The 25029-nt window shown below is 45.1% G+C and carries 22 protein-coding genes; 16 read left to right on the top strand and 6 right to left on the bottom strand.

Annotation, left to right across the window (positions count from 1 at the left end):
- Positions 1–379 precede the first annotated feature (379 nt).
- The 7 genes from argC (at position 380) to AC27EZ_RS08085 (ending at position 8063) form a co-directional block, all read left to right on the top strand.
- On the top strand, positions 380–1393 hold the full coding sequence (argC, locus tag AC27EZ_RS08115; RefSeq protein ID WP_487134854.1) for an N-acetyl-gamma-glutamyl-phosphate reductase: 1014 nt from the start codon (positions 380–382) through the stop codon (positions 1391–1393).
- A complete protein-coding gene (gene argB, locus AC27EZ_RS08110; protein ID WP_487134853.1) occupies positions 1390–2196 on the top strand; it encodes an acetylglutamate kinase in 807 nt (268 codons plus the stop codon). Before argC ends, argB begins: the two co-directional genes overlap by 4 nt.
- Positions 2193–3104 (top strand): ornithine carbamoyltransferase, encoded by a 912-nt coding sequence (locus tag AC27EZ_RS08105; protein WP_487134852.1) that lies wholly within the window; start codon positions 2193–2195, stop codon positions 3102–3104. Before argB ends, AC27EZ_RS08105 begins: the two co-directional genes overlap by 4 nt.
- Positions 3105–3117: 13 nt before the next feature.
- The gene (locus AC27EZ_RS08100) at positions 3118–4323 is read left to right on the top strand and encodes an argininosuccinate synthase (RefSeq protein WP_487134851.1); all 1206 of its coding nucleotides are present in this window, start codon (positions 3118–3120) and stop codon (positions 4321–4323) included.
- Between the two features lie 24 nt (positions 4324–4347).
- A complete protein-coding gene (argH, locus tag AC27EZ_RS08095; RefSeq protein WP_487134850.1) occupies positions 4348–5733 on the top strand; it encodes an argininosuccinate lyase in 1386 nt (461 codons plus the stop codon).
- Position 5734: 1 nt separating this feature from the next.
- Entirely contained in the window at positions 5735–7045 is a 1311-nt protein-coding gene (gene argA / locus AC27EZ_RS08090) for an amino-acid N-acetyltransferase (protein ID WP_487134849.1), read from the top strand.
- Between the two features lie 148 nt (positions 7046–7193).
- Positions 7194–8063 carry an alpha/beta hydrolase family protein gene (locus AC27EZ_RS08085; RefSeq protein WP_487134848.1) on the top strand — a complete coding sequence of 290 codons (870 nt, stop codon included), beginning with the start codon at positions 7194–7196 and terminating at the stop codon, positions 8061–8063.
- A gap of 92 nt (positions 8064–8155) precedes the next feature.
- Here AC27EZ_RS08085 and yghU read toward each other — a convergent pair whose 3' ends face one another.
- From yghU to AC27EZ_RS08070, 3 genes are all read right to left on the bottom strand, one after another.
- Positions 8156–9019 (bottom strand): glutathione-dependent disulfide-bond oxidoreductase, encoded by an 864-nt coding sequence (gene yghU, locus AC27EZ_RS08080; RefSeq protein WP_487134847.1) that lies wholly within the window; start codon positions 9017–9019, stop codon positions 8156–8158.
- A gap of 594 nt (positions 9020–9613) precedes the next feature.
- The gene (locus AC27EZ_RS08075) at positions 9614–11305 is read right to left on the bottom strand and encodes an NAD-dependent malic enzyme (RefSeq protein ID WP_487134846.1); all 1692 of its coding nucleotides are present in this window, start codon (positions 11303–11305) and stop codon (positions 9614–9616) included.
- A gap of 73 nt (positions 11306–11378) precedes the next feature.
- Positions 11379–14069 carry a penicillin-binding protein 1A gene (locus tag AC27EZ_RS08070; protein WP_487134845.1) on the bottom strand — a complete coding sequence of 897 codons (2691 nt, stop codon included), beginning with the start codon at positions 14067–14069 and terminating at the stop codon, positions 11379–11381.
- Positions 14070–14210: 141 nt separating this feature from the next.
- Between AC27EZ_RS08070 and pilM the strand changes: the two genes are divergently transcribed.
- The 9 genes from pilM (at position 14211) to AC27EZ_RS08025 (ending at position 23340) form a co-directional block, all read left to right on the top strand.
- Complete coding sequence (gene pilM / locus AC27EZ_RS08065; protein ID WP_487134844.1) at positions 14211–15278, top strand: type IV pilus assembly protein PilM; 1068 nt, start codon at positions 14211–14213, stop codon at positions 15276–15278.
- Positions 15266–15847, top strand: a complete 582-nt coding sequence (locus AC27EZ_RS08060) for a PilN domain-containing protein (RefSeq protein WP_487134843.1) — start codon at positions 15266–15268, stop codon at positions 15845–15847. Before pilM ends, AC27EZ_RS08060 begins: the two co-directional genes overlap by 13 nt.
- On the top strand, positions 15847–16458 hold the full coding sequence (locus tag AC27EZ_RS08055) for a type IV pilus inner membrane component PilO (protein WP_487134842.1): 612 nt from the start codon (positions 15847–15849) through the stop codon (positions 16456–16458). Before AC27EZ_RS08060 ends, AC27EZ_RS08055 begins: the two co-directional genes overlap by 1 nt.
- On the top strand, positions 16458–16982 hold the full coding sequence (locus AC27EZ_RS08050; RefSeq protein ID WP_487134841.1) for a pilus assembly protein PilP: 525 nt from the start codon (positions 16458–16460) through the stop codon (positions 16980–16982). Before AC27EZ_RS08055 ends, AC27EZ_RS08050 begins: the two co-directional genes overlap by 1 nt.
- A 4-nt stretch (positions 16983–16986) precedes the next feature.
- Positions 16987–18756 (top strand): type IV pilus secretin PilQ, encoded by a 1770-nt coding sequence (locus AC27EZ_RS08045; protein ID WP_487134840.1) that lies wholly within the window; start codon positions 16987–16989, stop codon positions 18754–18756.
- A gap of 268 nt (positions 18757–19024) precedes the next feature.
- Positions 19025–19540 (top strand): shikimate kinase AroK, encoded by a 516-nt coding sequence (aroK, locus tag AC27EZ_RS08040; RefSeq protein ID WP_487134839.1) that lies wholly within the window; start codon positions 19025–19027, stop codon positions 19538–19540.
- A 31-nt stretch (positions 19541–19571) separates the two neighbouring features.
- Entirely contained in the window at positions 19572–20639 is a 1068-nt protein-coding gene (gene aroB / locus AC27EZ_RS08035; protein ID WP_487134838.1) for a 3-dehydroquinate synthase, read from the top strand.
- A 92-nt stretch (positions 20640–20731) separates the two neighbouring features.
- Positions 20732–22171: an SPOR domain-containing protein gene (locus AC27EZ_RS08030; RefSeq protein WP_487134837.1), complete on the top strand. Its 1440-nt coding sequence runs from the start codon at positions 20732–20734 to the stop codon at positions 22169–22171.
- 263 nt (positions 22172–22434) lie between these two features.
- Complete coding sequence (locus tag AC27EZ_RS08025; protein WP_487134836.1) at positions 22435–23340, top strand: Dam family site-specific DNA-(adenine-N6)-methyltransferase; 906 nt, start codon at positions 22435–22437, stop codon at positions 23338–23340.
- Positions 23341–23343: 3 nt separating this feature from the next.
- On the opposite strand, the gene AC27EZ_RS08020 is transcribed toward AC27EZ_RS08025, so the two are convergent.
- The 3 genes from AC27EZ_RS08020 to AC27EZ_RS08010 all read right to left on the bottom strand — a co-directional run bounded on the left by AC27EZ_RS08020 (position 23344) and on the right by AC27EZ_RS08010 (position 24717).
- Positions 23344–23544, bottom strand: a complete 201-nt coding sequence (locus AC27EZ_RS08020; protein ID WP_487134835.1) for a DUF2970 domain-containing protein — start codon at positions 23542–23544, stop codon at positions 23344–23346.
- A 2-nt stretch (positions 23545–23546) separates the two neighbouring features.
- On the bottom strand, positions 23547–23855 hold the full coding sequence (locus AC27EZ_RS08015) for a hypothetical protein (protein WP_487134834.1): 309 nt from the start codon (positions 23853–23855) through the stop codon (positions 23547–23549).
- A 139-nt stretch (positions 23856–23994) separates the two neighbouring features.
- Positions 23995–24717, bottom strand: a complete 723-nt coding sequence (locus AC27EZ_RS08010; RefSeq protein ID WP_487134833.1) for a TorF family putative porin — start codon at positions 24715–24717, stop codon at positions 23995–23997.
- Positions 24718–25029 lie beyond the last annotated feature (312 nt).

Here is a 25029-nt window from a genome sequence, read left to right as displayed (position 1 = left end):
CACTGGCAAAGTTATGACATAAGCTTTCTGTGTATTTAGAGCACAAAAAATAAATATAAATATACAATTTATTTGCATAAATATTCTAAATAAGTAAACTAGGTCTCGGTTTAGTATTAACCACGTGTTGGTTAAACAATTTCAGGATTAAACAATGACGTTTGCAACGCTCGTTCTACATCACGAGTTTTACAATTTAATACCATTTACCTCTCCCCTGGATGGCTACAGGCAGTGTAGATCTCGACGACGTTGAACTATGCTTTTTAAGTAGCGCACTTTTTACCTTTGTGATGTGGTAGCGGTTGGCTGAACATTAAGCCCAATCAGTTTACAAAGGTAAAAAGTGTTTTTTTTCTCTTTTTCGAATAGTAAAACTATGTATAACGTATCGATTATTGGTGCCAGTGGATACACAGGCGCACAGCTTGTTCAATTGGTTGAACAGCACCCACATCTTTCACTTTCGGGTACTTATGTATCTGAAAACAGCGCCGATGCAGGCAAAAAACTCGCAGACTTGCATGGTGGGCTTGCGCATTTATCGGCAGTACTGACGCCTATTTCCGACGATGCTTTGCTTAACATGGCAAATGAGGTTGATTTTATCTTTCTCGCCACGCCACACGAAGCAAGTCATGACTGGATGGCCACGCTTACCTCTGGAGCGGCAAAAGTGCTCGACTTATCAGGCGCGTTTAGGCTGCAGAATACGGCGGTTTTTGAGCAGTTTTACGGCTTTCCTCATAATCAACCCGCTTGCTTGGCAAATGCTATTTATGGTCTTGCGGAGTGGTATGAGTCTGATATTAAAGCGGCGAACATTATTGCCGTGCCTGGATGTTATCCTACTGCCAGTTTAAGTGCGTTAAAACCACTGATGCAGAGCAACTTGTTAGATAGTAATGTACGCCCTGTTATAAATGCAGTGTCTGGCGTATCGGGTGCAGGAAGAAAGGCCAGTTTAACGACCAGCTTTTTTGAAGTGAGTTTGCAAGCATATGGTGTGCTTGGGCATCGTCATACCCCTGAGATTGAAGCCTATTTAGGTACACCGGTTATTTTTACGCCTCACCTGGGCAACTTTAAACGTGGCATTCTTGCCACCGTCACCGTTAAAGTGACATCGGGGACAACAAGCGCCAATATTGATGCCGCATTTAATGACGCGTATGCAAACAAGCCTATCGTACGTTTACGTAAAAGCTTTCCAAAAATAGACGACGTGGTTAATACCCCATTTGTCGACCTACATTGGAAACTTGACGAAGAATCTGGGTATGCGGTGATCACTTCTGCCATTGACAATGTTATGAAAGGCGCGGCATCGCAAGCTATTCAGTGCCTCAACATTATGACCAAACAGCCTATTGAAACAGGATTACTGCCATGAGTCGCGCGCCCATAGTAATAAAAGTTGGCGGCGCATTGCTTGATGATGCTGCCGCAATGGCCAACTTGTTTTTAAGCATTAAGCAGGTTATCGCCACCCGCGCGGTGGTTGTCGTGCACGGTGGGGGTCCGTTAGTAGAAACGCTAATGGCCAGCTTAGGTCTTCAGAGTACAAAAATTGACGGGCTTCGTGTTACACCTGATGAGCATATGCCCTATATTTGCGGGGCGCTCGCCGGCTCTGCTAATAAGCAATTGTGCGCAGCCGCTATTGCCTCTGGTCTAACGCCAGTTGGATTGTCGTTGCTTGATGGAAACATGGTTGAGTGTAAGCCATTAGCCGAACAATACGGTGCCGTAGGCGTACCAAGCACTGCTGATGCCTCATTTTTAAAGCAAGTTTTGGCACAAAATAATCTCCCCATTATTAGTTCAATAGGGTCAAGTTCACATGGCAGACTATTGAATGTTAATGCCGATCAAGCCGCCACCGTGATTGCTGAATTAATCGATGCGGAGTTGCTGCTACTGTCCAATGTCGACGGCGTACTTGACGGCAACAAACAACTTATCGACGAATTGGATGCCACTAGCATTCAACATTTCGCACAACGTGGCGTGATTACTGACGGCATGAAAGTAAAGGTTGATGCTGCGCTTCAGTCTGCACAAACCTTACATCGCCCCGTTTATATTGCTAGCTGGACAGCAGATATCAACGACATCTTAAATAAAAATACAGGTACACAGATACTACCTACAATCGCAATACCCGCACGTGGTGAAGCAGGAGAGACAAAATGAAACAGGACTTACTTACGTTTGCAGACTGGACACCCGCTGCAATGGAACAGTTACTGCAGCTCGCAGTCGAGATAAAGCAATCACCAGCGAGTTATAGCAAGGTATTGGCCGGTAAGTCTGTTGTTGCACTTTTTGAAAAACCATCGTTACGTACTCGCGTAAGCTTCGATATTGGCATTAATAAGCTTGGTGGACATATGGTCTACCTCGATGTGCAATCTGGCAAACTGGCGGGTCGTGAGGATGCAGTAGATACCGCCGCTAACCTTGCATGTTGGGCAGATGCTATCGTAGCTCGCGTGTTTTCACACAGCACGTTAGAAACTTTTTCGAAGTCGGCTAATGTGCCTGTCATTAATGCACTGTGCGATAAATATCATCCATGCCAAGGGCTTGCTGACTACTTAACCGTATATGAACGCTTCGGTAAAACAAAGGGCCTGACCATGGCCTATGTGGGCGATGGCAATAATGTCACCCACTCTTTACTTATTGTCGGTGCATTGCTTGGTTGTAATCAGGTGGTCATTACACCCAAAGGCCATGAAGCCGACCCGTTAGTGGTTGAGCATGCGAAAAAATTGGCTGAACAAACCGGTGCAACCATTGTAGAAAGTACTGAACTCAGCGCCGCAAAAGGGGCTGATGTCATCTACACTGATACGTGGTTATCAATGGGCGACGATACGCCACTTGAAAAAATTAAAGAAACGTTTATGCCTTATCAGGTAAACGAAGCCTTAATGGAGTCGTCGGGCGCACACTTTGTTATGCATTGCCAACCGGCCCATCGAGACTTAGAAATTACTGGCTCGCTGATTGATAGCGACACATCATTATTAATGCAGCAAGCCGAAAATAGAATGCATGGCCAAAACGCCATATTAACCCAATTACTTAGTGCCTAAGGAGCTTACTTAGATGCAAAACGTGAAAAAAATTGTACTAGCCTACTCGGGCGGACTGGATACTTCTGCCATTATTCCATGGTTAAAAGAAAACTATGGCTGTGAAGTTGTGGCATTTGCTGCCGATGTGGGGCAAGGCGATGAAGAGCTTGAAGGTCTACACGAAAAAGCCATCGCGTCAGGCGCGAGTGAATGCTACATCGTCGACTTGAAAGAAGAGTTTGTTAGCGATTATATCTTCCCAACTATCACTACCGGTGCGGTTTATGAAGGTGAGTATCTTTTAGGTACGTCGATGGCGCGTCCCGTTATTGCCAAAGCACAGGTTGAGATAGCCAGAAAAGTGGGCGCCGATGCGCTATGTCATGGTTGTACCGGTAAGGGCAATGACCAAGTTCGTTTTGAAAGTACATTCGCGGCATTGGCCCCTGACCTTACGGTTATAGCGCCATGGCGTGAGTGGGATATGGTAAGCCGTGAAGATCTCTTGGATTACCTCGCAGAGCGCAACATCACCACCACAGCATCGGCGACAAAAATCTATAGCCGGGATGCCAATGCGTGGCACATATCTCATGAAGGTGGCGAGCTAGAAGATCCATGGGAAGAGCCTACAAAGCAAATTTGGACAATGACAGTCGACCCTGAAGACGCCCCTGATACTGCCGAGCGTATTACTTTGTCATTCAACGAAGGTAAATTGACTCACGTCGATGGCGAAGCCCTTTCTCCGTACCAAGCGCTAGTTAAACTAAATACCGTTGCGGCAGCACATGGCGTTGGTCGTATCGATATTGTTGAAAACCGCTTGGTAGGCATGAAGTCTCGTGGTTGTTACGAAACGCCTGGAGGCACGGTACTGATGAAAGCCTACAAAGCACTTGAGACTATGGTGCTTGATAAATCTGCACTGAAATACCGTGAACAAATTGGGCTTGAGTTCTCTCATGTAATGTATGACGGACGTTGGTTTACCGCACTAAACGATGCACTGCTTGCTGGCGCCGCGTCTTTTGCGACCAAAGTGACCGGTGACATCGTTGTTAAGCTGTACAAAGGTCAAGCAACCGTAACGCAACGTCGCTCACCTAACAGCCTGTATTCTGAAGACTTTGCGACCTTTGGTGCTGATGATGTTTACGACCAAAAACATGCTGAAGGCTTTATTCGTTTGTTCAGCCTGTCTAGCCGTATTGCGGCACTGAAAAAACAAGGTTAATTACGGACCGTTAAGGAGTATCACATGGCGTTGTGGGGAGGCCGGTTTGAATCCGGTGCAAGCAGTATGTTTAAGCAGGTTAACGACTCATTGCCGTTTGACCAAGTTATGGCGAGCCAGGATATTCAAGGCTCAATCAGTTGGTCTCGTGCACTCAATAAAGCAGGGGTGCTCACCGATGATGAACAATCTCAGTTAGAAGCTGCATTAACGGAATTAAAGGCGCTGGCCGATGCTGGCACCTTAGACTTTAACGCATCAAGCGAAGAAGATATTCATAGTTTTGTTGAAGCGGCGCTTATCGAAAAGCTGGGTGACATTGGCCGTAAACTGCATACAGGGCGTAGCCGAAACGACCAAGTTGCTACCGACTTTAGGTTGTGGGTTCGCGAACATATTTCTTCGCTTCGCGAAGATGTTCTTGGCGTAACGCGCTCGCTGCTTAATGCAGCGAGTCGCCACCAAGAAGCAATCATTCCGGGATATACCCACCTGCAACGTGCTCAGCCAATACACTTTGCGCATTGGTGTTTAGCCTATGTTGAAATGTTCAAACGTGATTTAAGCCGATTAGACGACTTAAAAGCGCGCATGAACCAGTGTCCACTCGGTTCCGGTGCCTTAGCAGGTACGACATTCCCTGTGGACAGACACGCCATTGCAGAAGAGTTGGGGTTCGACTCCCCCTGCTTAAATAGTTTAGATGCGGTGTCTGACCGTGATTTTGTGCTTGAGCTTCTGTTTGTAGCCAGTACTAGCATGATGCACCTATCACGCCTTGCTGAAGACATGATTTTCTATAATTCAGGTGAAGCGGGTTTCTTGCAGCTTGGGGATAGTGTTACCTCAGGTTCTTCGCTTATGCCGCAGAAGAAAAACCCCGATGCGCTGGAATTAATGCGGGGTAAATGTGGGCGTGTTTTTGGTTCTCTACAGGCATTACTTGTGACAATGAAGGGCCTTCCCCTTGCTTACAACAAAGACATGCAGGAAGACAAAGAAGGCGCTATTGATACTGTCAACCAATGGCATATTTGTTTATGTATTGCCAGCGAAGTGCTTGATTCACTGCAATTGAACGAGGCACGCTGTCGTGAAGCTGCAGCTCAGGGCTACTCTAACGCGACCGAACTAGCCGATTATTTGGTCGGAAAAGGGATTCCGTTTAGAACTGGCCACGATATTGCAGGTCGTGTGGTACTTCAAGCCATTGACAAAGGGTGTGCTATAGAGGCATTACCGCTGAGCGACTTGACTGCTATTTGTGACAAAATTGAAGACGACGTTTATGCCGTATTGCAATTAGAGTACGGGGTAAATCAACGTAACATTTTAGGTGGCACCAGCAAAGAAACCGTGACCAAAGCACTGTATCAAGAGCTGGAAAACCTAGATAAACAGAGTAATTAGCATGGTGTTAGCGCATCATGATGGCATTAAATTATTTCGCAGTTCGCTGCCTTATATTAATGCTCATCAGGGTAAGACCTTTGTTTTGATGTTCGGTGGCGAGGCTATCGAACATCCTAATTTTCCCAATATCATTCATGACATTGCCCTACTCAACAGCTTAGGCGTTCGCGTGGTGGTTGTGCATGGTGCACGTCCACAAATCGACCAGCGTGTTGCCCTTCGTACCATTGAAGGTCGTTTTGAAAACGGTGTACGCATTACCGATAAGCAAACCCTAGAATGTGTTAAAGATGCAGCAGGCTCGGTACGCTCTCAAGTTGAGGCGCTACTGACGATGGGATTGCCCAACTCGCCTATGCATGGCGCACAGATACGTGTTTGTTCGGGCAACTTAGTGGTGGCTAAACCGATGGGTGTGCGTAACGGCACCGACTTTGAAAATACGGGATTGGTGCGCCGAATAGACACGGTGGGAATTAACGATCATTTAAATGATGGTTCTATCGTGCTGCTTTCGCCCATGGGATATTCTTCTACCGGTGAAGTATTTAATTTATCGCATGAGGATGTGGCTACTCAAGCCGCCATTGCGCTTAAAGCCGACAAGCTTATTGTATTCTCTAACTACGATGGCATTTATAACAGCGACGGTAAGTTGTTGCGTACCATCGAACGTCCACAGTTAGAGAGCCTGATGCTAAATGGGAATATTACGACGGAAGATACCGTACTAAGTGCATTAACGACCAGCGTTGCTGCCGGTGTTCCCCGTGCCCACTGTATTAGTTATGAAAAAGACGGCGCACTGTTACAAGAACTCTTCACTCGAGATGGTACGGGGTCGCTGGTAATGGAGCATCATTACGAGCAATTACGCGCTGCCACTATCGATGATGTAGGCGGCATATTGAAGCTCATTAAGCCGCTTGAAGAAAGTGGTGTACTGGTGAAGCGCTCTCGTGAACGGCTAGAAAGTGAAATTAATCAATTCATTATCATTGTTCGTGACGGAATGATTATCGCTTGTGCCGCGCTTTATCTCTACCCCGAAGACGGTTGCGCAGAACTGGCTTGTGTAGCCACACACCCTGACTATCGTGGTAAAAACAGAGGCGAGCGAATTTTAGAAGAAGTGAGATCCCGAGCTAAAGACGCAGACATTAATACGGTGTTTGTACTTACTACGGTGACCGCGCATTGGTTCTTGGAGCAAGGTTTTGAACCTGCCGACATCAGTGCTTTACCCACGGTAAAAAAAGAACTTTACAACTTTCAACGTAACTCAAAGGTATTTACTTTACACGTATAATGGCATGGGCTTAACCGCCCACGCCATAACCTGCGTAAAGATTTACCGCGCCAATAGTCCTTCATCATTAGAATATATATTCGCCGTCTTGCATTTCTGTTCCATATCCGGCCTACTGGTAAGACCAGCTAAGTAATTGGAATTTACTATGCCAACTGACACGTCACATCGTGACATTACCGTTACTTGTGAAGATAACACCAGCCTAGCCGCTTCATTGTACCAGCCTGACACGCCATTTAGGGGGGCGATAATGGTTGGCCCAGCGACAGGCATCAAACGACAGTTTTACCATGCATTTGCTAAGTACCTGTGTAGTCAAGGGTTTGGAGTGATCACCTATGATAACCGCGGAATTGGCGAGTCGGCAAAGGGTAATGTTGCACATAGCCAAGCGTCACTTGTCACGTGGGGAGAGCAAGACATGCCAGCGATACTTGACGCGTTGAAGCATCATTTCCCCAATACCTCGTATTTTTTAGTGGGTCATAGTGCAGGTGGGCAACTGTTGGGGTTAATGCATAACGTTCTCGATTTAACCGCGTTTTGTAACTTTGGTAGTTCGTCTGGAAGTTTGAGGAATATGCGCAAGCGCTACTTAGTCAAAGCGCATTTTTTCATGAACGTTTACATTCCCTTGAGTAACCTTATTTTCGGCCACACTAAATCTCAGTGGGTAGGCATGGGCGAGCCTTTGCCCAAAAATGTGGCGCGCCAATGGCAAAAGTGGTGTAACGGACAGGGTTATGTGAAAACAGGGTTTGGCAGTGATGTTAAACATCATCGCTATAACGACATACAAATACCGTCGAAATGGTTGTTAGCGGAGGATGATGATATTGCGAATATTGACAACGTTCACGATATGGTCAGTGTATTCCCCAATATGGCAGCAGAAATAGAAACCTTATCCCCGTCAGCACATGATGTGCGTGAAATTGGGCATATGAAATTTTTTTCTAGAACGTGCAGTCATCTATGGCCTAAAGTATCGGACTATTTTCATCGCCATCTGTAATATGGACAGGGTATTCGTTCGTTAAAAGGTGTCAAGGCGTCGCCCTTAGGCGGTGAATAAAAAGCCTGGAGGACGACTTACCTTGTGCAGCGTTACTGATTTAACGATGCTAACGCATTGTCAATATCGCTGGCGCTGTGGCGGTTTTCTAATTGCCCTTCATCACCCCACGTTTTGTTAACGATACGGCCACGTTTCACCGCTTCTCGCTGGGCTAACTGCTTTGCCCATCGAATGGCATGCCCGTACTCGTGAACTTGCAGAAAGGTTGCTGCGTCATAAAGGTTACCCAACACGAGGTTACCGTACCAAGGCCAAATAGCCATATCGGCAATACTATATTCATCGCCTGCCATAAAGGCATTCTTGGCTAAGTGCTTGTCTAGCACATCAAGCTGACGTTTTGTTTCCATCGCAAACCGATTGATAGGGTATTCCATTGGATAAGGTGCATAACTGTAGAAATGCCCGAAGCCACCACCAAGGAATGGCGCCGACCCTACTTGCCAAAACAACCAATTAAAACATTCTGCTTTCGCTTTACTGTCGCTTGGGATAAACGCGTTGAACTTCTCAGCCAAATAAACCAGTATCGAGCCAGACTCAAACAGTTTTGTTTCAGGCGTTGTTGTGGTGTCGACAAGGGCTGGTATTTTACTATTAGGGTTAACATCGACAAACCCCGAAGAGAACTGTTCACCTTCGCCAATATTCACTAACCAAGCGTCATATTCAGCCTCTTGAAAGCCAGCCTCTAGCAGCTCTTCAAGCATGATGGTAACTTTTTGACCGTTAGGCGTGGCTAAAGAATACAATTGCAAACCATGTTCACCGGCCTCACGCTCTTTTTCATGCGTTGCGCCCGAAACAGGGCGATTAATGCTGGCCCATTTGTTACCGTCGCCCTCATCTTGCGACCATACTTTTGGTGGCGTATAGCTTTCTTGTTTACTCATCCTTGCTCCTTAATGTTTTGCAATATTATTGGGTATAGGTATAACAGAACGACAATTAAAGCCTTATTGCTCACCATCATCGACAGAATCACGATTTAGCACGCCAATTGGCATTAAGAGTGACAGGTAAACGATGTGGTCGGTCTGGTGGGGGAATCTTTAGCCATTAAATTAAAAGGCGAGCAGTCCTTTGCCCGCAAACTGGGAGAACAATGCACATGCAAGAAGCCCGCATTGTTTAAAAAGATGTGCCGTTACGTTATGACTTACTCAATGATTTGAGCGCGGCAATAAGTATGGAAGTAGAGAATGAGCGCCTAAGCGGTTTGCACTGTGAAGACGTTGCTTTTGTAGATGTTTGTTCATGTTGTTGCATTGTGTTTTCCTTTCATTCTCAGTCCATTGAAAAGAATACAATCAAACTTCATGCCAAAAAATAAAAACCAATTAAATCAACATTTTAGTAAATTCCGGTAAAGATATAGTTTCGTTTCAGTTTGAAAACGTTACCAATCAGCAACACCTTTTTACTCACTATAATGAGACACAAAAAAAGCAGGCTAAAAAGCCTGCTTTTTTCTTACAAGATGAAAACTAAATGCTGACCCGCTTGTAGGGGCGGTATTCCGCTTTCCAAAAGTGACGCTCAATACATTGTTGTAACGCATCGTCTGTCATTTCTAGTGCAAGCCCTTGCTGCATGGCCACTTTGCCCACCGCGAATGCAATCTTGCGGCTTAACTCAGCGATACCACTTAGCGGCGGCAGCAATGACCCTTCTCCCGTAACCACCAGCGGTGACGCATCGGCAAGTGCATTACTCGCAGCCATTAACATTTCGTCGCTAATCAGCTTCGCTTTCGACGCGACTACGCCTAAACCAATCCCAGGGAAAATATAAGAGTTATTGCACTGTGCAATTGGATACACGTGGCCGTTATATTCTACTGGTTTAAACGGGCTACCGGTGGCAATAACCACTTGGCCGTCGGTCCATTCAATAACCTGCTCCGGGCGGGCTTCAACTTGTCGTGAAGGGTTGCTCAATGGAAAGATGATAGGCAATTCGCAGTTTTGTTTCATTGCGCGAATCACTTGCTCGGTGAATAATCCCGGCTGTCCTGACACGCCAATAAGAATATCGGGTTGCGCGCAGTGCATTACATCAAGTAACGATGCGTAATCGCCACTGAACGTCCATTCACTTAGGTCACTTACTTTTTGTTGCAGCGCCTGTTGGAAGTCACGAAGCCCTTCCATACCCTCGGTAAGCAACCCAAAACGGTCAATCATAAACACTTGTTTGCGTGCTTGCTCGTCGCTAATCCCTTCAAAAACCATCTGCTGAATTAACATTTCAGCAATTCCACATCCCGCTGAACCTGAGCCGACAAACACCACTTTCATATCTGACAGCTTTTGCTGCTTAGTGCGACATGCCGCTAAAATCGTACCGAGTGTTACAGCAGCAGTACCTTGAATATCATCGTTAAAACAGCAAACTTCATTGCGATAACGATTAAGTAAAGGCATGGCGTTGGGTTGCGCAAAGTCTTCAAATTGAATCATGACCTCAGGCCACCTGCGCTTCACTGCCTGAATGAACATATCAACAAATTCATCGTACTCTTCTTGCCCAATACGTGGGTGACGCGCTCCCATATACATGGGGTCATTCAGAAGCTTCTCGTTATTGGTTCCCACATCCAGCATGACAGGTAAGGTATAGGCTGGGCTTATTCCTCCACATGCGGTGTACAAGGATAACTTTCCAATAGGAATACCCATTCCCCCTATACCCTGGTCTCCAAGGCCCAGAATACGCTCGCCATCGGTCACTACAATCACTTTAACCTTGCGCTTCGTGGCATTACGAACAATATCGTCTAACTGATGACGCTCTTCATATGAAACGAATAGCCCGCGCGAACTGCGGTATATATCTGAAAACTGTTCACACGCATCGCCTACTGTCGGGGTGTAGATGATTGGCATCATCTCATCGATATGTTTTTGTATTAGGCGATAGAACAAGGTTTCATTATTATCTTGAATAGCACGTAGATAAATATGTTTATTCAATGCCTCATCGAAACTGCAATATTGCATGTAAGCACGTTCAACTTGCTCTTCAATGGTTTCATAGCGAGGCGGAACCAGCCCGGTGAGGTTAAAGGCAGCACGCTCGCGTGCATTGAATGCACTTCCCTTATTAAGCAGGGGTGTCTCTAGCAATGAAGGGCCAGAGTGAGGAATATAAAGATATTGCTGTAAATCTTCTGACATGGGGTTTCCGATTTTATTTTCAGGCAATCAATCACATCAACCAAAAGTGGCGTCCGCAGACGCCTTTTTATACTTAAAATATCTCTTCAGGTTCAGGTGCTGTTTTTTGTTCTTCCTCTGCAGGATCAACAACATTTTCATCTCGAACGTACGTTGTTGGTTCGGTTCCTTGTAGGAAGTATTCGAATAGTGTCGTATGGTCTGTCCTGCGGGTCAACTTTCCACTGGTACGATCAATGCGAACACGCACGATGTTTTCGGGTACTTGAATAGGCGAATAAGGCTTTTGTGCAAGTGCATCTTGCATAAATCGTATCCATGCAGGGCCTGCTGCTTTTGCACCATCTTCAGTACCAACAAGCCCATTGCCTATCCAGTTATATTTTTCAGGGTTGCGATTAACGAGGTTTTGATTACGCGTTGCACGACCAAGTTGACGGCTCATATCATCAAAGCCTACCCAGGCCGTGGCGACGATATCTCGATGGAACCCGCTAAACCATGTATCGCGAGAGTCGTTAGTGGTACCTGTCTTACCCGCAATGTCGGTACGTTGCAGAATATTGCGAGCACGCCACCCAGTGCCTAACCAGTATGTCTTTTTACTCCAGTTCCCATTTGCTCTTACCCCTGTTCGCATCATCTCACCAACCAAAAAGGCATTCTGCGTTGTAATAACGTGAGGGGCAAATATCTTCTCTTGCGCTTCTTCACCGTCAAGCAATACTTCTTTATTGAGCTCTGCAGCAAGCAACGCCTCGATATCAGCATCATGACTCTCATCGCCATATTGTTCAGCGCCCTCCTGCTCAATATCTTCATCTTCAATGCGCGCTTTACCTCGCTCACACTTTTCGCATGCCCATACTGGATTTGCGCGCCACAACTCGGTGCCCTGCTCGTCTAACACTTTACTGATGAAATGCGGGTTAACGAGATAACCACCATTCGCGATAACGGCCATTCCACGAGCCACTTCAAGGGGGGTATGAGAGCTAGAGCCAAGCGACACGGTTTCATCTAACGGAATATCGTCAGGGTTAAAACCAAAGCGAGTAAGATAGTCTGCGGTTTTTCTTAACCCCACCCCTCTTAATAAGCGTACAGACACTACGTTTTTTGATTTACCTAAGGCTTTTCGCATTCTTATTGGCCCGTCATATTCTGCAGGAGAATTTTGTGGCCGCCATGCTACACCTGTTGCTGCATTCCATTGATTGATAGGCGCGTCATTTATAATAGAAGCCAGTGTATAACCGCTATCTAGCGCTGCAGAATACACAAACGGTTTTATGTTTGAGCCAACCTGACGCTTTGCTTGTGTCGCTCGGTTAAATTGGCTTTGGTAAAAACTGTAACCTCCTACAACAGCCTCTACTGCGCCATTAAGCGGGTTAAGCGCGATAAACGCACCGCTTACCTCTGGCATCTGCGCAATACGCCATTGTTCCTCTTGCTCGCGTATGTAAATAATTGCTCCTTCTTGGGTAATGTCCGATGCGATTGTCGGTTCATTGCCCTGCCTGAAATCGGTAATATACATGCGCGCCCAATCTAAGCCGTCCCATGAAATAACCCGTGATACTCCATCGGCATCTAATACGGTAATAGACTGTTCTTCAACGGTTTCGACAACCGCAGGCACAAGAGGTTTAATATAAGGTACGCGGGCAAGCTCAGACATAATTTCGCTTTTATCCCAGTCATCACGCGTTGCTTTTGAGGCAACAGATAATGCCATCATCGAAGTACGTGTTGCGGGTGTTATTTGTTCGTCTTGTGGTTCGTTCCACAAATAGCCTAACGGGCCTTTATAACCATGTCTTTCATCGTAATCATGAAGATTACGTACAACTGCATGTTGCGCAGACAGTTGCGTGTCAGACATTGCCGTTGCGTATACTTGATACCCGCCTGTTTCAGCTTCTTCTTTGCCGTACGTTTCTACCATTTCGTTGTAAACAATATCAGCTAAATAAGGCGCATCGACTTCTATTTCGGCGCCATGCTTACGCGCAGTAATCGGCGCACCGGCGGCCTCATCAAACTGAGCGCGTGTAATGTACTCCTCATCTAACATGCGCAATAACACCACCCGGCGTCGTTCAAGAGAGCGTTCTGGGCCACTTATCGGGTTCAGTACCGACGGCGCTTTTGGCAAACCTGCAATTGTAGCCATCTGTGCTAATGTTAAGTTATTAAGCGTGGTGCCGTAATACACCTGAGCTGCCGCCCCAAAACCGAATGAACGGTGGCCCAGTTCAATTTTATTGAGGTATAACGCGAGTATTTCGTCTTTAGTGAGGACACGTTCCATATGCAAAGCTATAAAAATCTCTTTTACTTTGCGTATATACGTTTTTTCCCGTGATAAGAAAAAACCTCGGGCGAGCTGCATGGTTAGGGTACTGGCGCCCTGTTTCTTTTCACCCGTAAGAATAAGGCTGACGGCGGCGCGAACAATACCTATAGGGTCAATACCGTAATGATCGTAGAAGCGACTGTCTTCGGTGGCGAGTATGGCGTTAATAAGATCTTGAGGAACATCCTCAAGTTTTACCGGTATCCGCCGTTTAACTCCATACTGGGAAATAAGTTTTCCGTCCTTGGTGTAAATCTGCATTGGTGTTTGCAGACGAACATCCTTAAGGACAGTGACACTGGGTAGGTCGGGTTTGATATAAAAATAAATACCTACAAGCGCAGCGCTACCGAGCAGGCCAGAAAGTAAGACGAATAAAATAAAAGGTTTAAAGTACTTCACTGTTCAAGGATACCAAGGCATTTTCGTTGAAATGTCGTATATTTTCATACGTATGTGTTATCAATAGAACCCTAAACATAAAAAATATTGAGTAATATTGTATTTTCACGCTAATAATTTTGAAACTGGACACTTAATTAGATGAAATCGCTGTTCAAAAAAAAGCTGCCCCCCATTGTGGGATTAGATATAGGCACGCGTCAAATAAAAGCGGTATTATTAGAGCAATCCGATAAAGGATATGTGTTGCAGGCGTTCGCGTGCGAGCCTATAAAGAAGGCTGCCTTCTCTGAACGAGAAGTGAAAGATTATGAAGCGGTCAGCGTTGCACTGAAAAAAGTTCGTAAAAGCTTAAAAACAAAACTAAAGCAGGCAAACATTGCCGTTGCTGGTACCTCAGTAATCAGCAAAGTTGTTTACATGGACCCAGATCAGAACGATTTTGAACTCGAAACACAAATTGAAATTGAAGCAGACAGCCTCATTCCATACCCTCTTGAAGAAGTTTATTTAGACTTTGAAGAACTCGGCCCCAGTACTACGCATACCGGAAAAGTGAACGTATTGTTGACCGCTGCCCATAAAGACCTTGTTGACAGCCGCTTGTTGCTTGCAAGGGAAGCAAACTTTGAACCTAAGATAGTTGACGTAGAAAACTACGCCATGGGCAATGCCATTGACTATTTTTATGGCGAGGTGAGTGAAGATACATCAATATGCAGTGTTAATGTAGGCGCATCGTTACTGCAAATTTGTGTATGGAAGAATGGGAGTGTCATTTACAATAAAGAGCATGCATTTGGCCTTAATCAACTGGTTAGCGATATCAGTGCCATTCATATGCTTGAACGAGATGACGCAGAAACCCAACTGTTAGACGGGACGCTTCCAGCGTCATGGACAGAAGACGCATTACCGATATTTGCAGCGAACCTTCAACAGAATATTAACCGTGCATTACAAATGTATGTCAGTACGCTACATGCGACACGCCCCGAGAAAATTTTACTCTCAGGTGGCGCTGCAACCATAGCGCCCCTTGTCGATATTTTGCAGCAAGACCTTGGTATTGAAATAGAAATATTTAATCCGTTTAAGGGGTTAACCATTAACCCTAAACTCGATACCGACAGGCTTGAAACCATTGCTCCGCAGCTAACGATAGCCGCAGGCCTAGCAAGTAGGAGCTTTTCACCGTGGCACATATAAACCTACTCCCTTGGCGCGAAAAGCAGCGTCAGTTCCAGAAACAGCAATACTTAATGGGGTTATTAGCAGTTGCGGCAATCGTGGGCTTGGCGTTTTGGTTTGTAGGTCAAGCCATCGATCAACAGATTAGCAATCAAAACTCTCGTAACCAGTTTCTTACGACCGAAATTGCCTTACTTGACGCGCAGATAGCAGAAATCCAAAAAGTGAAAGACAGTAAAAGTGCGATTGAACAAAGAATGGCACTCATTGAACAACTGCAAGCCAGCCGTAATGTCGCCCCTGTTGTCTTTAACGAACTTGCCAAACTTGTACCGCAAGGCGTGGCTTTTGAGAGCATGAAACGCGTAGGCAATAGCATAGAAATAGAAGGCATTAGTGATTCTAATAACCATTTATCTGACTTTATGCGTTCACTTGATGCCTCTGAAGTCTTTGTGTCGGCAGAACTGTCATCGATAAAATCAGATAGCGCATCTGCCCGCGCCATTAGCAGCTTTACGTTAACGTTTTTAATAAGCCCTACCGTTGCGCCTTTGGGAAAAGCGAGTGATGGAGTAAGCAACTAATGAAATTTGACGTATCAAAACTAAAAGAACTGAACGAACTCGATTTTGAGCAAATTGCAATTTGGCCGAAAGAGATACGTATTGTTGTCGCCGCGTTTGTGGCAATTGTTATTGGTGCACTTAGCTATTACCTGCTTGTTAGTCCCAAGTTGCCGATTCTCGATGCGGCTGAACTAAAAGAGCAAGAGCTTAAATTGCAGTTTGAAGCGAAATACCGTATTGCGGTTAACCTTGAAGCATATAAAGAGCAGTTAGCGCGCATAGAAAAAGACTTTTCGAGTATGCTTAAAAGCTTGCCTACGAGCAATGAAACGCCTGGGCTACTTGATGACATTACCTATGGAGGCACAACGTCAGGGCTTACTTTTGAATTGCTAAACTGGCAGCAAGAAATTCCAAAAGAATTTTATACTGAACTCCCTATCGAGATGGAAGTAAGTGGTGGTTACCATAACTTTGGCGAATTTGTTTCAAAGGTAGCTGATTTACCACGTATTGTTACGCTTCACGATTTTGATTTAGCACGCAACGGCAATACGCTGTCATTGAAATTACAAGCCAAGACCTATCGATCGGAAAATAGCTCGTTAAAAGTAACGGAGAAGCCATAATGCGTATTATAGGGTTATTGCTTTTGATGTTGCTTGTAAGTGGCTGTTCTCCTAAGCTTGACGATCTGCATGGCTACACTGAAAATATAAAAAATACTGCCGTAGTAAGAATTGAGCCGTACCCGGAGTTTGAAAGTCATCCTCCGTTTACCTACAGCGCTCAGGATCTGCGCAGCCCTTTTATGAAGCCTAAAGATAAAACCGCACCGGTTACTCAAGCCCGTCAAGCGAACTGTATGCAACCCGACTTCCAGCGTGCCAAACAGAAGCTTGAAAGTTATGGCCTAGATGCACTTACCCTTACCGGCAATTACAAAAGCAATGGTGTGCAATGGGCATTAATACGCAGTAACGACGGAAAGCTGCACAAAATTAAACGTGGGAGTCGAATAGGCCTGTTCTACGGTAAAGTGACAACCATAACAAAAAATTCAATTACAATTGAGCAGCTAATACCTGATGGCGCAGGTTGCTGGCAACAGAAAGATACCACGTTGGTCACCGCATCAACGTCAGGAGAGTAAGACAATGGCTGAGCGTTATATTTTTAATAAGTCCCTTAATCGCCGTACTTCGCGATTGTACTGGCTTACCGGTATCTTAGCAGTGCTCTGTGCAGTGCCGTTTTTTACTTCTTCAGCGAATGCGCAAGAAAACGTTTTGTTCGATCCAGATGCGACGAAACAGGCCGAAAGCATCACTGATGTTACCCATATCGACTTTACCCGTAATGCTAACCGCACGGGTATTACTACGGTAACCTTTAGCGGCAAAAAACCTTCTCCTCAGCTTGTTGAGTCACAAGGGAAAGTGACGGTGACGTTAGAAAACACCGTCTTAGCTGATGACCAATTAGTTGAACTTAATGTAGTTGAATTTGCCACACCAGTGTCAGCCATCGAGACTTTTCAAGATGGTAATGATGTGCGTATTGAAGTGCGTTACGAGGGTAATGTTCTTGCTCGTCACAATATAGAAAACGATATTTTATCGATTGAAATAGAACCTATGAGTGAAGCGGCTCAGGAAGAACTTGCCGCGAAAAGCAAATACCAAGGTGAGCCTATTTCCCTTGATTTTCAAGATGTACCGGTTCGCCAAGTTTTACAAATTATCGCACAGGTCAATGGCTTTAATTTAGTTACTACTGACACAGTAACTGGCAATGTTACGATTAGCCTTTCTGGCGTTCCATGGGATCAGGCACTTGAAATGATCTTGCGGGTTAAAGGCTTAGATAAGCGTCTTGATGGCAATATCTTATTGATTGCACCACAAGAAGAGCTTGCCGCTAGAGAAACACAAGCGCTGCAATCTAAAAAGCAAGTCTCAGACTTAGCCCCTCTTCAAACAGTAAATATTGCCATTAACTACGCAAAGGCCGCGTCGCTGGCCACCATACTAAAATCCACAGATGGCGGTATTTTATCAGAGCGAGGCGCAGTTACCGTTGATGAGCGAACTAATACACTACTTATTCGCGATACACTGCCTTCTATCGATGAAGCGCGCAAAATGATTGACGCACTTGACGTACCGGTTAAACAAGTTTTGATAGAAAGTAGAATGGTAACGGTGCTAGATAACGTAGATGAGCAGCTTGGCGTACGCTGGGGCTTTAGCGATAAACAAGATGACAACGGCGTTTCAGGCAGCATCGAAGGGGCTAACACTATTGCTGGCGGCACAGTTCCAAGTATTACTGACAGGTTGAACGTAAACCTTCCGGTTACCAGCGCAGCGGGCACCATTGGTTTTCAAGTGGCAAGTTTGGTTGATGGAACCATCCTTGATTTAGAACTATCTGCACTTGAGTCTGAAAACAAAGGTGAAATTATTGCCAGTCCTCGCATTACTGTTGCCAACCAACAGGAAGCGTATATAGAACAAGGGACTGAAATCCCCTATGTTCAAGCCACATCAAGCGGCGCAACATCAGTAGAATTTAAAAAGGCGGTGTTGTCTTTAAAAGTCACGCCACACATTACACCTGATAATCGTATTATTCTGGATTTGGTGGTAACGCAAGATACACGGGGTGAGACAGTATCTACCTCGACGGGCGACGCCGTAGCCATTGACACACAAGAGATAAAAACCCAAGTATTGGTAGATAACGGAGAAACAATTGTACTTGGCGGTATTTTCCAGCAAACCAGTTCTGATGGCGTAACGAAGGTTCCCTTGTTTGGCGATCTGCCGCTGGTAGGTGCATTGTTCAGAAACACCTCTCAGTTACAACAAAAGCGTGAGTTACTCATTTTTGTAACGCCAAAAATAACTACAGAGCGCCCCTAAGTTTATTCATTCACTCTGGATTATGCGTTTTTCATGCGCATAATCCCTCTCATTTCAGTTTTTTTCATGCAAATTTACATGTATGCGCTATTTGTTGGCAACAACACTTGCATAGCCTTGCATGAAACTGAGATAATCCCCGCCTCGAAATTTTAACGAGGTTTAAGGAGTAGTGCTTATTGGACATTGAATAGGCACGAGTCAATGGGTAGGCTGGTAAGACAACAGTTCATGCCCCTAACATGATTAAGTTGTGATATAAGCAAATATGGCTGAAAAACGTAATATCTTTTTGGTTGGCCCAATGGGTGCTGGCAAAAGCACAATTGGTAGACACCTAGCAGACGAACTTCACCTAGACTTCTACGATTCTGATCAGGAAATCGAGCGCCGTACTGGTGCTGATATTGCCTGGATCTTCGACCTTGAAGGCGAAGACGGATTCCGCAAGCGCGAAGAAGACGTTATTAATGATTTGACAGACAAGCAAGGTATAGTGCTTGCAACAGGCGGTGGCTCTATTGTCACAAAAGCTGTTCGCAATCGTTTATCTGCCCGCGGCATTGTTGTTTATCTTCAAACAACCATCGATAAGCAAGTTGCGCGTACACAACGAGACAAACGTCGCCCATTACTTCAAAATAGTGACCCAGAGCAGGTACTTCGCGACCTTGCAGAGTCGCGCAACCCTATGTATGAAGAAGTTGCTGACTATGTTGTAGATACTGATGACCAATCTGCTCGTGCGGTTGCAAATCAGATTATCGGTAAGATTGGTTTATAAAATTTAATATGTAAATGGAGGTGCTACGCCCATGTCAACCTTAACTGTGGAACTTGGCGATCGTAGCTATCCAATACAGATAGAGGCCGGCTTGCTTTCGCAATCTGGCCTTTTTAGATCTTATATTAAAGGTCCTCTTGCGGTAGTCATTACTAATGAAACCGTGGCGCCACTTTATTTAGAAAGGGCCATACAGGCATGCGGTGACGTTCAGGTAGAAACCATCATTCTTCCTGATGGCGAACAGTATAAAAGCCTTGAACAATTCAACGTGGTCATGACACGCCTACTAGAACTCAATGCCGCGCGTGATACTACGCTTATCGCACTTGGCGGCGGTGTTATTGGCGATTTATGTGGGTTTGTTGCGGCAACCTATCAACGGGGCGTACCGTTTATCCAAGTCCCTACAACACTGCTATCTCAAGTGGACTCATCGGTAGGTGGAAAAACCGCCGTCAATCATCCTCTTGGTAAAAACATGATAGGGGCGTTCTACCAACCGGTTTTTGTTGCCATCGATACCACAACATTGTCTACATTACCTGAAAGAGAGTTTGCTGCAGGGATGGCAGAGGTGGTGAAGTACGGCATTATATATGACAGCGATTTTTTCAACTGGCTTGAACAACATGCCCAGGCTTTAAAAGCGCTTGATGATGGCATTACTTCTACCGCTATTCATCGTTGTTGCACCATTAAAGCAGACGTTGTTGCCAAAGATGAGCGAGAGGGAGGGTTAAGAGCCATCCTAAATCTTGGTCACACTTTCGGCCACGCGATTGAAGCAGAACAAGGTTATGGAAACTGGCTTCATGGTGAAGCTGTTGCAGCTGGTACTGTGATTGCTTGTTTGGCTGCAGAACAGCTTGAATGGATGACACCGTCAGAAACTCAACGTGTGAAAGCCTTGTTTAACGTATTTTCGCTTCCTGTAGAAGGGCCATCGTCGATGGGTAAAAGTGACTATATGAAACACATGAAGCGTGATAAAAAAGTTGAAGCTGGTCAAATTCGCTTTGTACTTCCGCAATCGATTGGCTCTGCTGTTGTTACAAAATCCGTTACGGACGATATCCTAACGACTATATTGTCCTAACCTATAGAGAAAAGCCGGGCAACGCCCACATTGTTGCCCTTGTCCATAGGTTTGCTAGCAGGTAGTGAACGCCATGAATAAAAGAAAAACCCATGCACAGTGAATTGCATGAGCGGCTTGAATATCTTGTTAATTATTCATCTCAGCTGATATTTGTCAGCGGTGACTCTATTGCAGAGCAACAGAAAACCCTCGACGCGTTTGTATTCCAACAACATGATGATACAGAAATTGCTTACCTTACTGCTCAAGAAGGTATGGATATTTCAGATTATCGCCGACAACTTTGTAGGCAACTACTTGGTCAGGTTGTAGGCAGCTATGTTCGACCTTTACGTGAGCTTCTTAGTCCTTTAAACCAACACGAAGGCCCGATTTTACTTGCCATTACGCAAGCACAGTTTATTTCAGACACCCTACTGCAAGAGCTTTGGGATGTGGTACTACAAAGTAGACAAGCCGGAAATAAGCAGCACTTAAATGTGCTTCTTTTCGGTGATAGTCGGTGGGCCGAAAGTGCAAAGCAGTGGCTTCCTGCTAAAAACAATGACACGCCACTTCTAATTAGTAGTCAATCAGTGAATGCCGATGCAGCGCTTTATCCACCTTCGTCAACGTTAGATAAAATGATTGCTGAACGACGCGAGGCATTTCAAGCACATTTGGACAAGCGTAAAGCGTTAGTCATTCAAGATAGACCGTCGAATCCCCTCAAGTCGAAAGCTATTATGTTGTCGTTGCTAACGGTGTTTGTACTTACTTTTGTAGGCTTGGTAACGTGGCAGTATGGCGGTCAAATTTCTTCGTTATTTGAGCCCATTGATGGCGAGGAGACGGGAGGTGAAAGCCTAACGGTAGCGCCTGGCTCAGCGTATGACAAAATTGCTGCGCTTGAGGATGATATTAACGGTGACGCTGAGACACCAAGCATAGAACCGCAGCAGTCCAGCAATAGCAGTACTTCTGCTATCGACGTCACACCAAACCAACAAGGCGCCGATGCACTCGTGACTGACTGGCAAGGCGCGCTTGAAAGTGCCAGAAACAATACGCAGGACAATAATACCCCCGTTGAAAATAACAACCTTGAAGATACCACCGACGCTGTGACATCGACTACCACAGTGCAACAGCCTAAGCCTATGGCAGAACAAGCGCCCGTGCTGAATGTCGTTGAAACCCCAAATACATCTGTATTGCCCTCTGATGCTGATACTCCCAACTCGATGACAACTATCAGTGAGCCGCAAGCGCCTTGGATAACACCGGCGCAGTTTGTTATTCAGCTGGTTGCTATGAAAGATAAATCCGTTGTTAACGAGTTCATTGCCGACTATCAACTGACCGATGTCACTCGTGTGTATACTACCCAACGATACGGCGGAGATTGGCACGTTATCATTTTTCATCAACCCTTTTCATCTCAGGGCGAGGCTCGCGATGCTATCCAATCACTCCCAAGCTATCCGGGCAAAAATGATGCATTTATAAAATCTGGTGCACAAGTGATTAAAGAGCTGTCAGAACAATAACGTTTGGCATTATCGCGATAGAGACGTAATTAAAAGCAAGTAAAGCCTTACGTATTGTGTATGTTTCGCACGAAAACGACACATATAACAATAAAATTTGAATGCTTTGCGTTTGCCGGTTGTCGCCCGATACGATGAAAGTTACAATCTACGTTTAGTGTGGCGCTTGCTCTTTCATTATCGTCATTACTTCATAATGCACCGGGTACGGCAATAATCGGAGCGTTCACCAACAGGCTCCGTTCAGGTAGTAACATTAACGCATGACGCAAAAAAAGAACCGCGCATTTTTAAAGTGGGCGGGTGGCAAGTACAGCTTGGTTGAGCATATTCAAGCAAGATTACCCCAAGCGAACAAACTCATTGAACCGTTTGTCGGCGCGGGTTCAGTGTTTTTAAACACTCAGTACAAACGCTATTTGCTCAACGATATAAACCCTGACTTGATTAACCTGTACAATTTCTTGAAAGCCCAGCCTGACGCGCTCATCCACGATGCTAAAGACTTTTTCTGCGCCAAGCGCAACGAAGAGAGTATGTACTATGCATTGAGGGAAGAGTTTAACGCTACACAAGATGAATATTACCGAGCCATCTTATTCTTGTATTTGAATAGGCACGGCTACAACGGGCTTTGTCGATATAGTCTATCGGGTAAGTTCAATGTACCTTTCGGGCGCTACAAAAAACCGTACTTCCCTGAGCATGAAATGTTTTTCTTCTCAGAGAAATCACAAAAAGCGACGTTTACCTGCCTCCCTTTCGAGCAAGTATTTACCCGGGCCAGAAAAGGTAATGTGATTTATTGTGACCCCCCTTACGCACCGTTAAGCAAAACCGCTGCATTCACAAGCTATGCATCCCATAGTTTTGGTCAGGATTCACAGGTCGCCCTTGCTGAGCTCGCTATTGATACATCGAGCAAGCGAGGCATTCCCGTATTAATTTCTAATCATGACCTGCCGCTGACAAGGAACCTCTATGTCGGTGCTGACATCTCAATGCTGTCGGTAAAACGCTCGATTAGCCAAAATGGGGCGAATAGAAAACCAGTCAGTGAAATTCTTGCGTTGTTCGAGGCAAATGAAACTAAGCTAAGAGTAAAAGCGACAAGTAAGAGACCGTCAACACGGGGGCAAAGAAGAGTTAAGCACGTAAAAGCAAAGTAGCTTTTAAACGCCCGCGTACCATTTGACAAACGTCATTAAACCAATCACAAACAGCACGACAAAAATAACGCCAAATACAGCAAAACTAATGAATGTTCCTTTCGTGAAGTCTCGCTCATAGTTTTTTTGGCTTTGAACACCAAACAGACTCGCTAACACACTGCCTACAACGGACCAAAAGCTGGTACCCGATTGCGCTTGCATTACTACGCGTCTTTTGTTGGTTGTGAAAAGTCACTGCTAGCATCATCACTATGCAGTAATTCTAGTAAATCGAGGAAATGAAATTGAAATGAAGGCGATTTGCCAGCAAGCCATGACAACCAACTTACTTCTTCAACGCCGTCTTTGTAGCGAGCACATTGATTTTGAATGTGACTAGCAGGTAGCTTCGGGTTAAAGGTAGTTACTGGCTGAAACTCACACACAGACAACCCAGAGTCAGCACGAGACAACAGCGTAATACCGGAAAGAGCAACGGCGCTGATTACTGCACAAATAGGGAGTATTTTCATCCTGAAAACCTGTGTATTCGATTAAAATATAGCCTCATTATAACCCTATTATTAATTTGGACAAGGGGAAAAATAAAAAACCCAAAGTACTTACTTTGGGCTTTACAATTAGCTATAAAAAACCTTATTAGGCAATAACTTATAACTCGAAGTCGATTGAGTAACTTACCGCAAACTTCACTGAGTCGTTATCGTATGCGTCAGCGCCCGAATCATCAAGGTCAGTACCAGTTACAGCAAAACTAAAGCCGTCTTTTGATAATGAAATACCCCAATCTGCATAGCCATCTGGTACGCCATTGAAGTCTTCTGCAAAATCACCCTGATGGTAACCTACATGAAGCCCAAGCTCTGCGCCGTTAAAAACTGGCATGCCGTAGTCAACTGACAAATACGATGCTTTACCAAACCCGTAGTCGCGACCTTCGCCTTCATCTGCTTCTGTGTGTGCAAGCAATGAAAGTGTTGCGCTTAAACCGCCGTAGCCAAGTGAACCGTACACTTCTGCGAAGTCAAAGTTAGCTTCGTCGTCGTAGTTGTAGTACAAGTAACCGAAATCGTAAGCAATATCACCAGATTCACCCGAGAAACCAAAGTAAACGTCGTGCTCGTATGAGTACACATCGTCTGCACCGTAGTTTACATTCGATACCCATGTACCTGCATAGAAACCGCCTTCGTGGGCGTAATCTATGCCACCTTGTACCGCAGCATCGTTGGTAGTTTGTGTTAAACCACGCCAAATATAGTTGCTTGTTACGCTTGCGTTAGCAGTAAGCTCAGCATAAGAAGGCGCAGACGCCAGTAATGTAGCAGATGTCAGCGCAACGGCTAGTACCGTTTTCTTCATTGATGCGTTCATGTGTGTTCTCCAGTAGTGTTTTAATTTGTATTTAGATTTTTCTGTCTAATTATTCTTATGTTTAAACACTACTACGCAAAAGCGATGCCCATTTACCCAGCTTTTGCCAAAAGAGAAAAATGACGAGTAAGATACTGAAAAATATAGACTTCCATATAAATTAAAAAAATTGAAGATAACTAAGAATGCACATGGCGTGCATAAAAATGCACCATGATAACGCGCGCTCCCCAAAATAGCGCAGGCCGATATGATAGTTTGCGCCATCATGGCCATTGTCTATTTGGATGAGCCAAAACGAAAAAGCTAAGC

The sequence above is a fragment of the Alteromonas sp. 4NH20-0056 genome, from assembly GCF_057539655.1.
Note: the sequence above shows the minus strand (reverse complement) of the source record. Positions and strands in the feature narration are given on the sequence as shown.